The 17498-nt window shown below is 64.2% G+C and carries 15 protein-coding genes; 7 read left to right on the plus strand and 8 right to left on the minus strand.

What is annotated here, in order from left to right; translation table 11 throughout:
- Window positions 1–10: 10 nt before the first annotated feature.
- The 4 genes from M5G11_RS18610 to dinG all read right to left on the minus strand — a co-directional run bounded on the left by M5G11_RS18610 (window position 11) and on the right by dinG (window position 6828).
- The gene (locus M5G11_RS18610; RefSeq protein ID WP_273909797.1) at window positions 11–1003 is read right to left on the minus strand and encodes an OmpA family protein; all 993 of its coding nucleotides are present in this window, start codon (window positions 1001–1003) and stop codon (window positions 11–13) included.
- A 99-nt stretch (window positions 1004–1102) separates the two neighbouring features.
- A complete protein-coding gene (locus M5G11_RS18615) occupies window positions 1103–2248 on the minus strand; it encodes a serine hydrolase domain-containing protein (RefSeq protein WP_273909796.1) in 1146 nt (381 codons plus the stop codon).
- A 92-nt stretch (window positions 2249–2340) separates the two neighbouring features.
- On the minus strand, window positions 2341–4602 hold the full coding sequence (locus tag M5G11_RS18620; RefSeq protein ID WP_273909795.1) for a beta-galactosidase: 2262 nt from the start codon (window positions 4600–4602) through the stop codon (window positions 2341–2343).
- An 81-nt stretch (window positions 4603–4683) separates the two neighbouring features.
- Window positions 4684–6828: an ATP-dependent DNA helicase DinG gene (gene dinG, locus M5G11_RS18625; protein WP_273909794.1), complete on the minus strand. Its 2145-nt coding sequence runs from the start codon at window positions 6826–6828 to the stop codon at window positions 4684–4686.
- Window positions 6829–6925: 97 nt separating this feature from the next.
- Between dinG and M5G11_RS18630 the strand changes: the two genes are divergently transcribed.
- Window positions 6926–7390 (plus strand): CopD family protein, encoded by a 465-nt coding sequence (locus M5G11_RS18630; protein WP_273909793.1) that lies wholly within the window; start codon window positions 6926–6928, stop codon window positions 7388–7390.
- 143 nt (window positions 7391–7533) lie between these two features.
- On the opposite strand, the gene M5G11_RS18635 is transcribed toward M5G11_RS18630, so the two are convergent.
- The 4 genes from M5G11_RS18635 to M5G11_RS18650 all read right to left on the minus strand — a co-directional run bounded on the left by M5G11_RS18635 (window position 7534) and on the right by M5G11_RS18650 (window position 10166).
- Window positions 7534–8292, minus strand: a complete 759-nt coding sequence (locus tag M5G11_RS18635; RefSeq protein WP_273909792.1) for a collagen-like protein — start codon at window positions 8290–8292, stop codon at window positions 7534–7536.
- Window positions 8285–8560, minus strand: a complete 276-nt coding sequence (locus M5G11_RS18640; RefSeq protein ID WP_273909791.1) for a DUF1145 domain-containing protein — start codon at window positions 8558–8560, stop codon at window positions 8285–8287. Before M5G11_RS18640 ends, M5G11_RS18635 begins: the two co-directional genes overlap by 8 nt.
- A gap of 109 nt (window positions 8561–8669) precedes the next feature.
- Entirely contained in the window at window positions 8670–9383 is a 714-nt protein-coding gene (locus tag M5G11_RS18645; protein ID WP_273909790.1) for a PA1041 family peptidoglycan-binding anchor lipoprotein, read from the minus strand.
- Window positions 9384–9473: 90 nt separating this feature from the next.
- Window positions 9474–10166 carry a PA1041 family peptidoglycan-binding anchor lipoprotein gene (locus M5G11_RS18650; RefSeq protein WP_273909789.1) on the minus strand — a complete coding sequence of 231 codons (693 nt, stop codon included), beginning with the start codon at window positions 10164–10166 and terminating at the stop codon, window positions 9474–9476.
- A gap of 160 nt (window positions 10167–10326) precedes the next feature.
- Between M5G11_RS18650 and M5G11_RS18655 the strand changes: the two genes are divergently transcribed.
- From M5G11_RS18655 to M5G11_RS18680, 6 genes are all read left to right on the plus strand, one after another.
- Window positions 10327–10821 (plus strand): DUF6231 family protein, encoded by a 495-nt coding sequence (locus tag M5G11_RS18655; protein ID WP_273909788.1) that lies wholly within the window; start codon window positions 10327–10329, stop codon window positions 10819–10821.
- Window positions 10822–10825: 4 nt separating this feature from the next.
- Complete coding sequence (locus tag M5G11_RS18660; protein ID WP_273909787.1) at window positions 10826–11302, plus strand: YchJ family protein; 477 nt, start codon at window positions 10826–10828, stop codon at window positions 11300–11302.
- Entirely contained in the window at window positions 11302–11790 is a 489-nt protein-coding gene (locus M5G11_RS18665; RefSeq protein WP_273909786.1) for an LEA/WHy family protein, read from the plus strand. The genes M5G11_RS18660 and M5G11_RS18665 overlap by 1 nt, the downstream gene beginning before the upstream one ends.
- A gap of 6 nt (window positions 11791–11796) precedes the next feature.
- Complete coding sequence (locus M5G11_RS18670; RefSeq protein ID WP_273909785.1) at window positions 11797–12006, plus strand: SEC-C metal-binding domain-containing protein; 210 nt, start codon at window positions 11797–11799, stop codon at window positions 12004–12006.
- 269 nt (window positions 12007–12275) lie between these two features.
- Window positions 12276–14714 carry a penicillin acylase family protein gene (locus tag M5G11_RS18675; RefSeq protein WP_273909784.1) on the plus strand — a complete coding sequence of 813 codons (2439 nt, stop codon included), beginning with the start codon at window positions 12276–12278 and terminating at the stop codon, window positions 14712–14714.
- A 203-nt stretch (window positions 14715–14917) separates the two neighbouring features.
- On the plus strand, window positions 14918–16960 hold the full coding sequence (locus tag M5G11_RS18680) for a c-type cytochrome (protein ID WP_273909783.1): 2043 nt from the start codon (window positions 14918–14920) through the stop codon (window positions 16958–16960).
- Window positions 16961–17498: the final 538 nt, after the last annotated feature.

Genomic DNA, 17498 nt, shown 5'->3' on the forward strand with positions numbered 1-17498 from the left:
TCCTTGACGATCAGTTGGTCTTCGCAGGGCTGTTGTTGGCGGCGACTTTCTTGTCGGCCGGCGCGGCTTTTTTCGCGGCAGGTTTTGCCGCAGGCGCTTTTTTCGGTGCAGCAGCGGCCTTGGCTGGCGCTGCTTTCTTGGCCGTGGTGGCCGCTTTCTTCGCCGCAGGCTTGGCAGCGGCTTTGGCAGCAGGCTTGGCGACAGGCTTGACCGCCGGCTTGGCGTCCTGCACGGCCACCAGCTCCGCCGGGCTCGGGGTTGGCTGCTGGTACTTGGCGAGCAGTGCCACCATGGTCTCGCGCGGGGTCAGGATCAATTCCACACGACGGTTCAGCGAGCGGCCTTGCAGGCTGTCGTTGGCCGCACGTGGCATCACCGAGCCCATGCCGCGCAAGGTCAGGCGGTCACGTTGCAGGCCGCTGAGACGGAAGATCGCGGCCACCGAGCTGGCGCGTTCCTGGCTCAGCTTCTGGTTGGCAGCGGCGGCGCCGCTGGTGTCGGCATGGCCGAGGATCAGCACGGAGGTTTTGTTGTCGGCTTCAAGCACTTTCGCGACGCGGGTGATCGGGCCCAGGGTGACTGGCAGCAACATCGCCGGGCGATCCGGGTTGTAGCCGCTGTCGACCGGCAGCGTCACGACCAGCACGTCTTCACGACGCTCCAGCTCCAGCTTGCTGTCCTTGATGGCTTCGCGCATTTTCGGCTCGTTGGCATCGAGCCAGGCCTGGGTGGCCTTGGTGTCGATCTTCGGTACGGCCGCCTTGGCCTCGACCTTTTCGCTGTCACCGAACGGCCACCACCAGCGGCTGGCGCTTTCGGACTTGGCATCGGCCTTGGCGACCTTTTCAACCACCACTGCCTTCACTTCCTGGTCGGCCACCTGGTCCGAACCGAATGGCCACCAGCTGCTGAGGCCGCTGTCTGCCGAGGCGTTCTGCGGGTGCTGCGCGCAACCGGTCACGGCCAGGCACAGGGCGAGAGCTAAGGTTTTATGTGAAGACATCACTGATACACCATGAAAATGAAGGAAAAAGGAGCCGCCAACGGACACCGTTGGAGTGCAGAATAGCCAAAGGGTTGCAAATACACAGGTGCTGCCCGATCAAAGGCAGCTTTTCAGAATCCGCACCAGGTTCTGTGCGCGCGGGTCCATGAGGATGTAAGGGCCGAGGGTATTGGTGACGAAGCCAAATGCCACGTCGTACTCCGGGTCGGCAAAGCCCACCGAGCCGCCAGCGCCCGGATGCCCGAAGGCGCGTGCGCCCAGGCCGAAGGTGGCGTTGGCAACCGCAGGCTGGTCGAGCATGCAGCCCAGGCCGAAGCGCGTCTGGGTCAACAGGGTCATGTCGTCGCCCAGGCTATGTTCGCGGGTCAACTCATCCAGCAGTTCCGATTCGAGCAGGCTGCCGTCGAGCAGGCCGGCATAGAAACCGGCCAGGCTGCGCGCGTTGCCGTGACCATTCGCCGCCGGCTGCTGCATGCGCCGCCACTCGGGCTTGTTGGTGCTGGTGAGAATCGCCGGCGGGTTGGTGAAGGCGCGGGTCGACAGGGCCTGCGGCTCGGTCATGGTCACCTTCAACAGGCGCTTGGCCGCTTCATCACCCATGTTGCCCTTGCCGCGAGCGATATGCGCCACGCGGTGGAACTCTTCGTCCGCCAGGCCGATATGGAAATCCAGCCCCAGCGGCTTGGCCGTGCGGGCCACGATCGACTCGCCCGGCCCACGGCCATCAGCGCGGCGAATCAGCTCGCCCACCAGCCAGCCATAGGTAATGGCGGCATAGCCATGGGCGGTGCCCGGCGTCCACCAAGGCGCTTCAGCGGCCAGGGCGTCGACCATGGTTTGCCAGTCGTACAGGGCTTCGGCGGCCATCAGCTCGCGAATCGCCGGCAGCCCGGCCTGGTGGCAGAGCAACTGACGCAGGGTCACCGCCTCTTTGCCGGCCTGGGCGAACTCGGGCCAGTAACGTGCAACCGGGGCATCCAGGGCCAGCTTGCCCTCGCCCACCAGTTGCAGCGCCGTGACGGCTGCGAAGGTCTTGGTGCAGGAGAACAGGTTGAGGATGGTGTCGCTGTGCCAGGCCTCGCTGCCGTCCTTGTCGGCGCTGCCGGCCCAGAGGTCGAGGACCGTTTCGCCACCGACCTGAATGCACAGCGCGGCGCCGCGCTCCTGACGATCCTCGAAGAGCGCGGCAAAGGCTTCACGCACTGCTTCGAACTTGAGCTCGTAATGACCTTGAATCTGCACCCAACGACTCCTGCACAACCTGACTACAAAGTGGCGTGCATTGTTTCAGCCCGAAGCCGATTTGGGAACAGATTGTGGTCAGATGGTCGACCTCAGCCTTGCGGCTTGGGTTTGGCCACCGGCTTGCTCAGTTGCTCCAGCAGTTGCAGGTTGGCCTTGCGCACGCTGTCGACAAAGCCCGGGAACGGCACGTCGGTAATCCCGACCAGGCCGAAGTGGCCGTTTTCGCCATCCAGCAGGCGACCGCTGGCCGGTTGATCGAGGTACTGGAACCAGTGCGCGCCGACAATCGACGGCTCCGCTGCTGCCGCCTTGAGGAACGCGGCATAGGCCGGGCCACGGTCTTCCTCGCGTGCCACTTCCATCGGCCCCGGCCCGAACGGCCCGCGATCACGGGAGCCGAACTGGAACTCCGAGACCAGCACCGGCTTGTCCAGCGCCGCGAGCTGGCTGAAGTCATAGCCGTCCTGCGGCTTGGGCGCGTAGACGTTGAAGCTCAGCACGTCGCAGTACTGCGCGCAGGCCTTGACCGCTTCCGGGGTGCTCACGGCGAAGCGGCCACCCAGCAACAGGTGGTTCGGCGCATGCCATTTCAGCGAATCGGAGATGGTCTTGAAGTAGGTCTCGGCAAACACCTGCTGGAAGTATTTGAAGTCCGCTTCGATTTCCGGATGTTCCGGGTTCGGCAGCGGCGGCTCGAAGCCTGGGTCTTCCATCAGTTCCCACGCCGTGAGGTTGATACCCCAGGCCTTGGACAGCCCTTCCTGGTTGCGGTACTTGTCACGCAATTGCTTGAGGAAGGCGCGCTTGGCCGGTACGTCGGTGGTCAGGCGCAAGGTGCCGTAGGCCAGCGCGTAGCGGGCTTTCGGGTCGTTGCCCGGGGCAGCCCAGGACAGTTCGTTGTCGGCAAAGTAGCCAATCAGCCATGGGTCGTCGCGATGGTCGCGGGCGGCAATGGCCACGGCGCGCTCGGTGGCCATGGCAAAGCGCGGGTCGAACGGGTCGGGCATCGCGCCCCACCAGTCCATGCCGGTGCTGATACTGGTGTAGTCGCCGACAATCGCCAACGGCAAGGTGTAGGGCACCCGATCACTCTTCTCAAGTTCGGAATCGCTCCAGTTGCCCACGGTGTTGAAACCCCAGGCCTGCAAGCGATCAAGACTGTGCGCTTGCCAACGCGACGCATCGAACGCCGGTGCCGGGCATGGGCTGGCGAGGTGTTCACCCTTGGCCTTGAGCTCTGTGCTCACTGGCGTGCAAGGCTTGCCATAGGTGCGCTCAAGGTTCGCCGCATAGAAGTCGAACCAGCGGCCCTGGTCGAAATTGCGCCCCTTGGACGAGCCGTTGCCGTCGTGGTTGTTGCCCTCGCCGTAGAACTGCGCCAGCGCCTGGCCCTCTTGCGGCAAGCTGCTGAACATCGCTTCACGGCCGGCCACGTAGGTCCGCCCGCCGTCCGCCGCCACGGCGTTCACGCCCAGCGAATAGAACGGATGCCCTTGCGGGGTCACCAGGTACCAGCGCCCGTCTCGTTTCTCGGTACGGAAGAAGCCCTTGGCCGGGAAGCTCTCGCCGCCGGTCCAGCCGCCGAACTTGTCCTGCTTGAGCTTGGCATGCTCGGCCAGCCAACCCTTGAGCTGTTGCTGCTCACGCGCAGCGCCGGTCTTGAGTTGCTCGTCGTTGCTGATCTTTTCCGGCCAGCGGCCACGACTGAACTGGCCGTAGCCATCGATCAGGCCGTTGTAGGCGGCTTTTTGCAGCAGGTCGTCGTCCTGCACGCCAAAGCGCTCGATCAGGATGCTCTGGGCCACATTGGGCTTGCTCATCGACAAAGTGACCGAGACCACCTGCTTGAGGTCGATTTCGCCGGCACTGCTGCTCAGCAGTACGCGCTGGCCTTCGTGGGTCCATGGCATCGGTGGGCCGACGCGCATGCCCTGGCTCAGCGGCGAGCTGGCAACCAGCGGCACCAGGACGGTTTGCGCAGGCCCCGCCGGCAGGTCGATGCGGCTGGTGAGGGTGCGCCCGTCATTGCTCTGCACCGTGACATCAACGGTCAGCGCCCAGTCCATCCCGCTCTGCAGGCGCAAGGTCATGGCCGTGGCGCTGGACCAGTCCCAGGCACCGGTCTGCGGGCTGAGCTTGAGGTTCGGTCGCTCCACCGGGTTGAACACCACGCGGCGCAGCACCTCGCCGCTGGCCGTCTGCTCGGCGTTGTATTGCGGCAGGCTGGCATCCTCGGTCTGTACATTGACCACGGCGGCCGGGCGAACGAAGTTGAACAGCGTCTGTTGTCCGGCCAGCAATGGCGTGCTGAACATCAGTGCAAATACGGCAGGCAGGGTACGGCGCAACATAAGGCTGGAGTTCTCCTTGAAGGCCCGGTCGGGCCTCGATCTCGCAAATAGACAACGCCTCGGGGCATTCAGCACCGAGGGTCAGGAAATTTCCCGGCGAAACGGCGGCAATGCATTGAGAATAGCCTTGCCGTAGCGCTGGGTGACTACTCGACGGTCGAGCAGCGTGATGGTGCCGCGGTCTTCTTCGGTCCGCAGCAGGCGGCCACAGGCCTGGATCAGGCGCAGCGAGGCGTCGGGCACGGCGATTTCCATGAACGGGTTGCCGCCACGGGCTTCGATCCATTCGGCCAGGGCCGCTTCGACCGGGTCATCCGGCACCGCGAAGGGGATCTTGGCGATGACCACGTGCTCACAGTAGGCACCTGGCAAGTCGACACCCTCGGCAAAACTGGCCAGGCCGAACAGCACGCTGGTATCGCCGCCGTCCACCCGCGCCTTGTGCTTGTTCAGGGTTTCCTGCTTGGACAGGTTGCCCTGGATGAACACCTGCTTGCGCCAGTCGCGGTCCAGGCCGTCGAACACGTCCTGCATCTGCTTGCGCGAGGAGAACAGCACCAGGGTGCCGCGCGAACCTTCCACCAACTCCGGCAGGTCGCGGATGATCGCGGCGGTGTGGGCCGGGGCGTCGCGCGGGTCGGCGCGCAGGTCCGGGACCCGCAGCACACCGGCATCGGTGTGGTGGAACGGGCTCGGCACCACGGCGGTGACGGCGTCCTTGGGCAGGCCGGCGCGCATGCGGAAGCGGTCGAATTTGCCCAGCGCGGTGAGCGTCGCCGAGGTTACCAGGGCGCCATAGGCGACATTCCACAGGTTGCGACGCAGCATCTCGGCGGCCAGGATCGGGCTGGCATTGACCTCGATGTCGAACAGCGCACCGGTTTCCGCCAGGCTCAGCCAGCGCGCCATGGGCGGGCTGTCTTCAGGGTCTTCGGCGGTGAAGGCGGTCCACAGGTCCCAGTTGCCCTGGGCACGTACCAGCAAACTGCCGAACAGCGGGTACCATTCTTCGGCCTGGTGGCTCGGGATGCCGATGCTGACTTCAGCGTCCATCCCTTCCTTGAGCAGGTCGGTCAGGCGGGTGAACAGGTCGGTGAGGCGGCCGAAGCCTTTCTTCAGCTCGATACCCATCTCGCGCATGTGTTCCGGCACCACCCCGCCAACAAAGCGATGGCGCGGCCGGTCGCGGCCTTCCATGTCTTCACCGGGGCGGAAGTCGGCCACCTGCTCGCAGGCCGCGAACATGAACTGTTGTTGATCCTTGATTTCCCGCGCCAGCTCCGGCACCTGTTCGATGAACTTGCCCAGGTCGCCCGGCAGCGGGTTCTGCGCCAGCAGCTTGGCCAGGTTCTTGGCCGTGGTTTCCAGCCAGTCGGCGGTGGAGCGCAGGCGGCTGTAATGGGCGAAGTGCCCAATGGCCTTGTCTGGCAGGTGATGGCCTTCGTCAAACACGTACATGGTGTCGCGCGGGTCGGGCAATACCGCACCGCCGCCCAGGGCCAGGTCGGCCAGGACCATGTCGTGGTTGGTGACGATCACATCGACCTTGCCCATGCCTTCACGGGCTTTATAGAAGGTGCACTGGCCGAAGTTCGGGCAGTGGCGGCCGGTGCACTGGCTGTGGTCGGTGGTCACGCGGGACCAGTCCTGATCCTCCAGCGCGACCGGCCAGCTGTCACGGTCGCCGTCCCATTTGTTCCCGGCGAGCTTCTCGATCATGCTGGTGAACAACTTCTGGCTGACCTCATCCACCTCGATCTTGAAGCCTTCTTCCTCGAACAGCTGCGCCGTGGCGGTTTGCGCGTGGCCTTCCTGCAACAGCTGGTCGAGCTTGGACAGGCACAGGTAGCGCCCACGGCCCTTGGCCAGCGCGAAGGTGAAATTCAGCCCGCTGTTGCGCATCAGGTCGGGCAGGTCCTTGAACACGATCTGCTCTTGCAGAGCCACGGTGGCGGTGGCGATCACCAGGCGTTTGCCGGCGGCCTTGGCGGCCGGAATCGTCGCCAGGCTGTAGGCGACCGTCTTGCCGGTACCGGTGCCAGCCTCGACCGCGACCACGGCGGGGTCACCGCTGCGGCGCCCTTCGTCGTCCACGGCAATGTCGCCCAGCACCTTGGCCACTTCGGCAATCATCAGGCGCTGGCCATAGCGTGGTTTGAGGCTCTTGGCTTCGAGAAAACGCGAATAGGCGCCCTGAATCTGGGATTTGAGTTCGGTGCTGATCATGGTGTGGGCGCGCCCGAAGGGCTGGATAAATTTTCAGTGTTTCGAATGGGCCGCTATCATACCCCGCTATTGCCCCTTGCGCCGAACGGAGTTCCCGATGACTGCTTTTGCCCTGCCCTATAGCCTGCATGTCCTGGCCGCCCTGGTCTGGGTCGGCGGCATGTTCTTCGCCTGGCTGGTCCTGCGCCCGGCGGCCGTTGTAGCCCTGGACGGACCGGCGCGGTTGCGCCTCTGGGTAGAAGTGTTTCAGCGTTTTTTCGGCTGGGTCTGGGTGGCGATTGCGGTGCTGGCGATCAGTGGCGTGGGGATGATCCACATGCGCTTTGCCGGGTTTGAAACCGCACCTAAATATGTGCAGGTGATGATTGGCGGGTTTATCGCGATGACCGCGTTGTTTATCCGGGTGCAGTCGCTGTTGCTGCCGGAGTTGCGCAAGGCGGTGCAGGAAGAGGACTGGCAGGCCGGCGCGGCGGTGATGGGCAGGATCCGCCGGGTGGTGGGGTTCAATCTGTTGCTGGGGGTGGCGGTGGTCGTGGTGGCCACTTCCCGGTTGATGTTCTGAGCGACAGTACGCACTGTGGGAGCCGGCCTTGCCGGCGATGAGGCCAGCACTGCCAGCCCACATCGGTGAGCGCTTTGCGCTCAATCGCCGGCAAGGCCGGCTCCCACAGAGGTTTGGGTAAGGCTTTTTTTTGGGGGGGGGAGTTACAAGCGCTGTACCGTCAGCTCACCCGCAGACCCCGCCAACCCCGGCTGCCCTGCCGCCCCTGGCCGACCCGCAGGCCCGGCATCGGTGCGATACACCAGGCAACCCTTGCTCGCCCCGCCCGCCCCCGGTTTGCCGGCAGCACCCGGTACACCCGGGGCCCCGCCCTCAAGACGAACCTTGATCTGCTCATCCGGATAGTTCGACGGCAACACCAGGCGCACCTGACCGCCCGCCGCGCCGTCATGGCCGTTGCCGCCGTTGTCACCATTGGCCCCGCGTGAAGCCTGGCCCCAAGTGCAGCCACCGGCCTTGCCGTTGGCCCCATCCAAGCCAACGTAGCCTGGCGCCCCAGCCCCGCCACGGGCATCAACGGCCAACTGCGTGGCGTCCAGCGCCAGCACCTTCAGTTCAATGTTGCGACCCGGCCGCGCCGGCTTTTCATAGGTACCCGGCGCCCCGTGCGCGGCGAACTCGCTACCCGCCCCCAACGACGCCCGCAGCACTTCGATCTTCAGCGGTGCATCCGCCGGCACAATGGCGATACGCGCCTCGCGCCCCAACTGCAATTCGTCGACTTTCAGTTCGACCAGGCTCGCCGGCAGCAACAGGGTTGCCGAATCGGCCACTTCAAGGCGCTGCAGATGGACGACGCTGGACTTGTTCGGCAGGCGCAACACCGAATGTGCAGCCACGCTGATCGCATCAGCCAATGCCAACGGGCTGAACATCGCTGCCAGCAATAACCACTTACGCATGAGGTGCCTCCTGGCGCGGAGCCGGAATAGATTGAATATGGAAAATGCCCACCAGCAGGATTTGCAGGCGGTCGAACCAGCGGTGGCTGCGCTCACGCAGGCAACCGTTGAACAGCAACACTTCGAGAAAGTGCAGCCCCAGCAACCCGGCCCCGGCCGCGTTGATCAATACATGAAAAGGCTTCTCTGCCGGCATCAGCAGATTCATCAGCACCACCCACCAGAAGACCACGGTCAGGGCTTTGCCCAGCCCCCACAACCCTTTCATATGCATGCGCCCCTTGCTGTTCTTGTATTGGGTTGGCAGCCCGCCCACGCGAACGCGGGCAGTGCCTGCAACAGTAACGGCAGACAGTGCCCGGTGCCAGCCCTGACGATCAGTTCAGGTGCAGATCGACACGACGGTTCTGCGCCCGCCCGGCGTCGGTTTCGTTATCCGCCACCGGCTCGCTTTCGCCCTTGCCCTGGCTGGTGACTTTCTGCGCTGACAGCCCCTGGCTGATCAGGTACTCGGCCACGCTGTTCGCGCGTCGCTCCGACAACGCCTGGTTATAGGCATCGGTGCCCTTGCTGTCGGTGTGCCCGACTACCTTGATACGCCCCACCGACGGGTCGTTGAGCTTGCCCATCAAGCCTTGCAGCTGGGTCTTGGCGGCGGCGGTCAGTTCGGCCGAGTCGAAGGCAAACAACACGTTGCCCTGATCGCTGAGGGTGATGACTTCAGCAACCGGCTCGGGCGCCTTCTGCGTGACCGGGTATTGCGGCAATGGGCAACCGGTGTGGCTGACCGGTGTATTGGCTGGGGTGTCGGGGCAGCGGTCGCGGCGGTCGAACACGCCGTCGCCATCTTCGTCGCCGTCCTGGGCATAGCAGATCAGGCCACCGGCAAGTACGCCCAAGGCGGCCCCGCCCCCGGCCCAGGCCGAGTTTTCGATTGCCCCCAGGCCGCCACCTACCAGGCCGCCAAGCAGGCTGCAGATGGGCCATGTCCTTTGATTGAGTGGTGCGCTGCCATCGCTGTGGGTGGCGCAACCGGAGAGCAGGCTACCGGCCAACAGCACGGGAAGCGCGGCTTTGGTGAGTACACTCATTGCAAATGCTCCTGTGTCACCGGCCCTTACCGGTCACTCAGGAGTAAAGACCGGCCTGCGGCACTTCTCAAGCCGCAGGCCGAATGCGCGTCAACGCTCGATGCGAATCTCCACGCGGCGGTTCATCGCGCGGCCATCTGCCGTCTTGTTGTCGGCCACAGGCTGGGTTTCACCGGCGCCTTGTACCGAGATGAAGCTGCTGCGCGGAACGCCGCTTTCCACCAGGTAGTTGGTGACCGAATGCGCACGTTTTTCCGACAGTTTCTGGTTGTAGGCGTCTTTGCCGACGCTGTCGGTATGCCCGGTCACACTGAGCCTGGCATTCGCCGCTTCGTTTTTCAGGCGAGTGGCGATCTTGTCCAGGCGCACCTTGTCAGCACTGGTGAGCTTGGCCGAGTCGAACTGGAACAGCACATCGCGAATGACGATGACTTCTTCCTTGGCGACTACCACTTCCTCGACCACGGCAACCGGCTCAGGTGGGCAGCCATTGGCATCCACCTGCACGCCACGCGGCGTACCCGGGCACTTGTCGCGGCTGTCCGGCACGCCATCGCCGTCTTCATCGCCGTCGCCATGCGCCCAGCAGTAACCCGCCGCCAGGCCGCCGCCGATCAGCGCGCCCCAACCAGCCCAGCTTGAGCTTTCAATAGCGCCTAATGCTGCGCCGCCTACACCCCCGACGGCAGCACACTTCGGCCAGTCGGTTTTTTGCAAACCTGCACAACCAGTCAGCAGACTGGTTAGCAGAACCAAAGGTAATGCTGTGCGAACTATGCTCATTTTGTTGCTTCTCCTAGGGGGAATCGGTGCTAAACCGATGCTCTGGGAGTAAAGACCCGTCGTTCAATCTCCGCCAGCAATAAGCCATGACGCAAACACCGAGCCCTCTAGCCCTGCGCCTGCCAGGCGGCTAGTCTTGACGCTCAGATGAGGATTTTCGATGACCGAACGCTTTTCTTCACGCACGCCTCAACAGGCCCTGGCCGCCCTGCTCGAACATCATGCACCGCAACGTCTGCTGTTGGTCGGCTCGCAGTTCCCGGCACTGGAGGCCTTTGCCGCCGCCCACCCCTCGGTAGATATCGCCCTCGCTGCACCCGGCCCCCTGCCTGCCGAACTGGCCGGGCAACGCTTTGACCTGGCCTTGCTGGTCGATTGCCTGGAGCACCTGCCCAAGCGCAGCGGCCTGCAACTGCTGGGCGGCATTCGCAACCTCAATGCCAGCCGCGTGGCGGTGCTGGCCGACCTTGCGGCGTGCGGCTGGGACGACACCGACTTCTTCTCGCTGGCGTTGCAGGCCAGTGAGCGTTTCCAGCGTGACGAGCAGACATTGGTGTTGTTCACCTATGATCTACGTGACTACAAACAGGTACCGGACTGGCTGAACGCCAAGTTCTGGGCCAACCCGCAAAATTTCGGCAAGTACTGGTGGTGATGCAATGAGTGTTTCGGTTTGTCCCTGCGGCAGCGGCAACCTGCTGGACGCGTGCTGCGGGCATTATCACGCCGGTCACCCGGCCCCCGACGCACAGACGCTGATGCGCTCGCGCTACAGCGCCTATGTGCTGGGCTTGATCGACTACCTGGTGGACACCACCCTGACGGTGCAGCAGCCGCGCCTGGATCGCCCGGCCATTGCCGCGTGGAGCGCGCAAAGCACCTGGCTGGGCCTTGAGGTGGAGTCGGCGGAAGTCTTCGGCGGTCAGCCGGAGCATGCCTTTGTCACCTTTACCGCCCGCTGGCACGACCTTGAAGGCGAGCACAGCCACCGCGAGCGCTCGGCCTTCGTGCAGCACGATGGCCGCTGGTACTTCATCGACCCGACTGTTGGCCTGAAGGCCAGCCGCAACGACGCCTGCCCTTGCGCCAGCGGGCAGAAATACAAGAAATGCTGCGCCAGTTACATCGGTAGCTGATGACTACACCGCGCCGCGCCGGCCTGCTCCTGTTCAGCCTCCTGCTGCTGAACCTGGCCGGCTGTGCCAGCTGGTTTGACAGCAGCGAAACGCGCGACCCGCAGATACACCTGTTGAAGATCGAAACGGTCAAGGCGCGGCTGATGGAGCAGCAGTTCATCCTGCATATGCGCATCGACAACCCGAATGACTCAAGCCTGGTGGTGCGCAGCCTGCACTATGCGGTGCGGCTCAATGACCTGCTGCTGACCGAGGGTGATGCCGATTTGTGGTTCACCGTCGAGGGCAAAGGCCGTGAGACCTTCGAGGTGCCGGTGCGCACCAATCTTTGGCAGCACCTCAAGCCGATCGTGAAAATGCTGAAGAACACCGACCAGCCGATCCACTATCAACTCACCGCCGAGTTGGGCACCGGATTATTCTTCACGCGCGACCTGCACTTGTTGCACAAGGGTGAGATAATTCCCGGCGATCTTTTTCCGGAGTAACCCTCAATGACGCAACAACCACACGTTCATGGCCCAGACTGCGACCACGACCATGACCATGACCATCATCACGAGCAAGAGCGAGGCCACGTACATGGCCCGCACTGCAACCACGTCCACCAGGAGCCCGTGCGCAACGCCCTGAAGGACGTGGGTCGCAACGATCCGTGCCCATGCGGCAATGGCAAGAAGTTCAAGAAGTGCCACGGGGCCTGAAGCTGAACCTGTGGGAGCTGGCAAGGCCAGCTCCTTGTAGCCGCTGCCGTCAGGCTGCGCTCGCCTGCACAGCAGGCGCCGCTTTTGGGAGCCCTCACGGGCTCGAGCGCAGCCTACCGGCAGCGGCTACAAAAAATGCGCAGAACAAGTGCCCCTCCAACCATTCGTCGCCCCCCCGCGAAAATAAAGCCCCCGCCCCCGCTTGCATGGTGTGATCGCCCTCACTAACGTAGCGCCTTTCTAGACGCCACACCCAGCAGGAGCTCACCATGGCCTCGCCAGCCCTTACACATGTACTTCCCCGGTTCGGCGTCGCCGCAACCCTGCTTGGGCTGCTCGGCCTGGGCGGTTGCCAGATGGGCAACTACCGCGACAGCGTGCCGCCAACCGTCGGCGTGCAACCACTCAAGGGCCTGGCGCAGAACGTTTCCGTTCGCCGCAACGCCCAAGGCTCGGCGCTGATCGAAAGCAGCAGCTTCCACGACGCCCTGTTCAGCCTGGGTTACGTGCACGCGGGCGACCGCATCGGCCAGATGGTCGGCATACGCCTGCTGGCGCAAGGGCGCCTGGCAGAAATGGCCGGCCCCGAGGTGCTTGAGGTGGACCGCTTCATGCGCGCCGCCAACCTGAAAAAGAGTGCCAACGAACTCTACGCCGACGCCTCCCCACGCCTGAAGCGCTTCTTCGAGGTATACGCCCGTGGCGTCAACGCCTACCTGTTCCGCTACCGCGACAACCTGCCCGCGCCCCTGGCGCAGAGCGGCTATCGCCCGGAATACTGGAAGCCGGAAGATTCGGCGCTGATCTTCGCGCTGTACAGCTTCAGCCAGTCGGTGAACCTGCAGGAAGAAATCGCCGCGCTGACCCTGGCGCAGAAAGTCGGCGCCGACAAACTCGCCTGGCTGCTGCCCAGCTACCCGGATGAACCACTGCCGCAGGCCGAAGCCGACAAGCTCAAGGGCCTGAACCTCGGCAGCCAGTTGGCCGGGCTCGCCCCATTGGCCGCTGTCAGCGAGCAATTGGCCGCGCTGAACCTGCTGGGCAGCGCCGGTTCGAGCAACTGGGCCATCGCCCCACAACGCAGCCGCAGCGGCAAGAGCCTGCTGGCCAGTGACACCACCGGTGCCTGGGCCCTCAGCCCGGTGCAGATCCGCACCAGCAAATACCAGGCCGCAGGCTTCAGCCTGCCTGGCCTGCCGTTAGTGCTTTCCGGCTTCAACGGCAAGCTGGCCTGGAGCAGCAGCGCCGCCATGGGCGACAACCAGGACCTGTACCTGGAAAAACTGCGCCGCGAAGGCAGCCGCCTGATGTACGAAGTCGACGGACGCTGGCAGCCGGTGCAGGCACGCAACGAAACCTACTTCGTCAAAGGCCAGCGCCCGCAGCGCGAAACCCTCTACGAAACCCGCCACGGCGCCCTGCTCACCGGCACCCAGGGCACGCTTGGCCTGGCCTTGAAGATGCCGGACCTCAAGGGTGACAAGAGCCTTGATGCATTGTTCGACCTGACCCGCGCGCAAAACGTCGAGCGCGCCTTCGAGGCCAGCCGCGAAATCGGCGGCGCCGCGCTGAACCTGGTGTTTGCCGACGCCAGCAATGTCGCCTGGCAGGTCACCGGGCGCTACCCGAACCGCCGCGAAGGCCAGGGCCTGCTGCCCTCGCCGGGCTGGGACAGCCTCTATGACTGGGACGGTTTCGCCGACCCGATGCTCCACCCGTATGACCAGGACCCGCCGCAAGGCTGGCTGGGCAACGCCAACCAGCGCAGTGCGCCGCGTGGCTATGGCATGCAGCTGTCCAACAGCTGGTTTTACCCAGAGCGCGCCGAACGCCTGGCCCAGCTCGCCGGCAACGGCAAGCACGACAACCGCAGCCTGGTCGCCATGCAGAACGACCAGACCACGCTGTTCGCCGCCAAGCTCAAGGCGATGTTCGAGGCACCGGGCATGGCCCAACCGCTGAAACAGGCCATCGAGGCCTTGCCGGCCGAGCAGAAGGCCAAGGCGCGCGAAGCCTACACCCGGCTGATGGCCTTTGATGGCCGCCTGAGTTCGCAATCGGCGGATGCCGCGTTGTACGAGCTGTTCCTCCAGGAAAGCGCCAAGCAGACCTTCCTCGACGAGTTGGGCCCGGAATCCAGCGCCAGCTGGCAAGCCTTCGTCGCCAACGCCCGGCTGTCCTATTCGGCGCAGGCCGACCACCTGCTCGGTCGCGACGACAGCCCGTTCTGGGATGACCAGAAAACCCCGGCCAAGGAAGACAAGCCGACCATTCTGGCCCGTAGCCTCGCCGCGGCAGTCAGTGCCGGCGAAGCACAACTGGGCAATGACCGTCGTGCCTGGCAGTGGGGCAAGCTGCACCAGTACCGTTGGCCGGTTAACAGCTTCCATGGCCTGGGTGATGGCCAGACCCGCACCGCGCAAGCTACCGGCGGCGACCACACCACCCTGAACGCCACGCCATACGCCTGGGGCCGGAACTTCGACGCGCAACTGACGCCATCGATGCGCATGATCGTCGACTTCGGCCTGGCGGAGCCGCTGATGGGCCTGAGCAGCAGCGGCCAGTCGGGCAACCCGGCCAGCGCGCACTTCGCTGACGGCCTGAACGCCTGGTTCAAGGGCCAGTACCTGAGCTTCCCGATGCAGACGCAGAACTTCGAGCGCGTCTACGGCAGCAAGCGCCTGACCCTGACCCCCGGCAAGTAATCCCCTCCCCCCAACGCCGCGTCGAGACCTTCTCGACGCGGCGTTCGTTTGTCCTGACTCACGTCAACAGGCCGTCCGGCCAAATCCGTTACAAAGAAGCTGGGAGACCTTTACCTCCCGCATCAGCCTGATGCCCATAACAACGAATGTGCACCTGCGCCCAGGGGACCACCCCAGGCACGGGGAATTAAAGGACTAACGTGATGGCTTCTTCCCTTCTGCGCCTGGCCGTTATCGGCTCGGTGCTGGCTTTTGGCAGCCCGTTGCTGGCCGACCAGTCGACCCCGACAGCGGCATCCAGCGCCAGCCAAGTTGAACGCGGCGAGTACATCGCCCGGCTGGGCGATTGCATCGCTTGCCATACCGCCCCGCAAGGCAAGCTCATGGCCGGTGGCCTGGAGCTGAGCACGCCGATGGGCACCATCTACTCCAGCAACATCACCCCGGACCCGGCCACCGGCATCGGTGGCTACAGCTTCGAGCAGTTCGACAAGGCCATGCGCCAAGGCGTCAACGCGGCCGGTCAGAACCTCTACCCGGCGATGCCCTACCCGTCCTACGCGAAAATGAGCGAGGCGGACATGCGTGACCTGTATGCCTACCTGATGCAGGGCGTGACCGCCGAAAGCCATGCCAACCGGGAAGCCGAGATGGATTGGCCGTTCAACCAGCGCTGGGGCCTGGCGCTGTGGAACCTGGTGTTCGTCGACGACCAGCCTTTCGTTGCCGACCCTGCGCGCGATGAAGTGATCAACCGAGGTGCCTACCTGGTGCAGGGCCTGGGCCACTGCGGCGCCTGCCACACCCCGCGCGGCATCGCCTTCCAGGAAAAGGCCATGGACGACGGCGGGCGCAGCGGCAAGCACTTCCTCGCCGGGGAAACCGTCGAACATTGGCAGGCCTTGAGCCTGCGTGACCTGTGGACCGTGCCGGACACCGTGCAACTGCTCAAGACCGGGCAGAACCGTTTTGCCACGGTCTCCGGCAACATGGCCGAGGTGATCCATCACAGTACCCAGCACTTCAGCGATGCGGACCTGACGGCCATCGCCAGCTACCTGAAATCCTTGCCGCCGGGGGAGAACGACTTGCCGATGCCGGCCGTTGCCAAGCAACCGGCCAAGCCGCCGCAAGCGCTGTTCACCAGCCGTGGCGGCCTGGGCTACACGCAGTTCTGCAGCGATTGCCACCGCCCGGATGGCGGCGGCGTGCCGGGGCTGTTCCCGCCGTTGGCGAACAACCCGAGCGTGGCCTCGAACAACCCGACCTCGTTGATGCACATCACCCTTACCGGATGGAAAACCGCAGAGACCGCTGCCCATCCACGGGTGTACACCATGCCTGGCTTTGCGCGCCTGAGTGATCAGGAGATTGCCGAGATTCTCACCTTCATACGCGGCAACTGGGGCAACCAAGGCAGCGCGATCAGCGAGAAGCAGGTGGCGCAGTTGCGCCAGCAGCTCAACCCGCAGTTCAACAACTCGACCGCGTTCGAAACGCCACGCCTGGCGAACCTGCTGGCGGCGGCCAATGCCGACCAGGTGGTGCGCGGGATGCGCCTGCACCTGCAAACCAAGGAACTGCTGCCGGACAACGTCGGCAACGCACTCAACTGCACCAGTTGCCACCTGAACGCCGGTACCGTGGCGGACGGCTCGCCCTTTGTCGGGGTGTCGGCGTTCTTCCCCGGCTATGCGCCGCGTGCAGGCAAGGTGATCACCCTGGAGGAGCGGATCAACGGGTGCTTCCGTCGGTCCATGAACGGCAAGCCGATCCCGCCCCAAGGGGCAGACATGCAGGCGATGGTGGCCTATTTCGACTGGATGAAGTTCAACACCAAACCGGAAGACAAAGTCGCCGGGCGGGGGGTGGGCAAGGTTGATCCGTCGATCAAGCCCAACCTTGAGCATGGTAGCCAGGTGTATGCCAAGCAATGCGCGGTGTGCCATGGCAACAATGGCGAAGGGCTGGTGCGGGCGGATGGCACGATGATCTATCCGCCGCTGTGGGGGGACCAGTCGTTCAATATCGGGGCCGGGATGGCTCGCACCTATACGGCGGCTGCGTTCGTTAAGCGCAATATGCCGATCGGGTTCCATGAGCAGTTCCCGTTGGGGCAAGGGGGGTTGTCTGATCAGGATGCCGTGGATGTGGCGGCCTGGTTCTCCCAGCAGCCGAGGCCTGATTTTGTTGATAAGGGGAAGGATTGGCCTAATGGCGGGAGGCCGGTGGATGCTCGGTACTGATCGACCTCGGGGCTGACGGGTAGCGAGCTTGTCCGAGGTTTGTGGGGGGGCTTGTGGCCCCTTCCACCTTTACGGCGGGTTACTTTGGAAAAGCCGGTGTGCCGGCCCAGCCCAAAGTAATCAAAGGGTTCGTCCCACACGGTTTGTGCTGGTCAACTTCCGGTCCTACGACCTATCCTACGCGGTCTGTCGCAGCCAACTGATTGCCAGGGAAACACTTGCGTACTAGCCTCGCTCAGTCACCGAATACATCGGTGATCGGGTTTGGCGACTCGGCATACCAGTTACCTCCATAGCGAATCTTCTATGGCGGCTGTGCGTGGGAGGGTTTCGACCCTGCCGGCCTCCTGGTACCGGTTCGCCAACCTGCGCATAGCTGCCACCCATTCGTTTGGCGACGAGCACCCAGCAATAGGTGACCGCGGTGTTTCAGGGGCTTGAAGGTGGGCCTCATGTAGCCGCTGCCGTAAGGCTGCGCTCGCCTGCATAGCAGGCGCCGCCTTTGGGAGCCCTGCGGTCTCCAGCGCAGCCTGTCGGC

Source organism: Pseudomonas fontis, assembly GCF_028656955.1.
In the GTDB taxonomy this organism is placed as follows: Bacteria; Pseudomonadota; Gammaproteobacteria; order Pseudomonadales; family Pseudomonadaceae; genus Aquipseudomonas; species Aquipseudomonas fontis.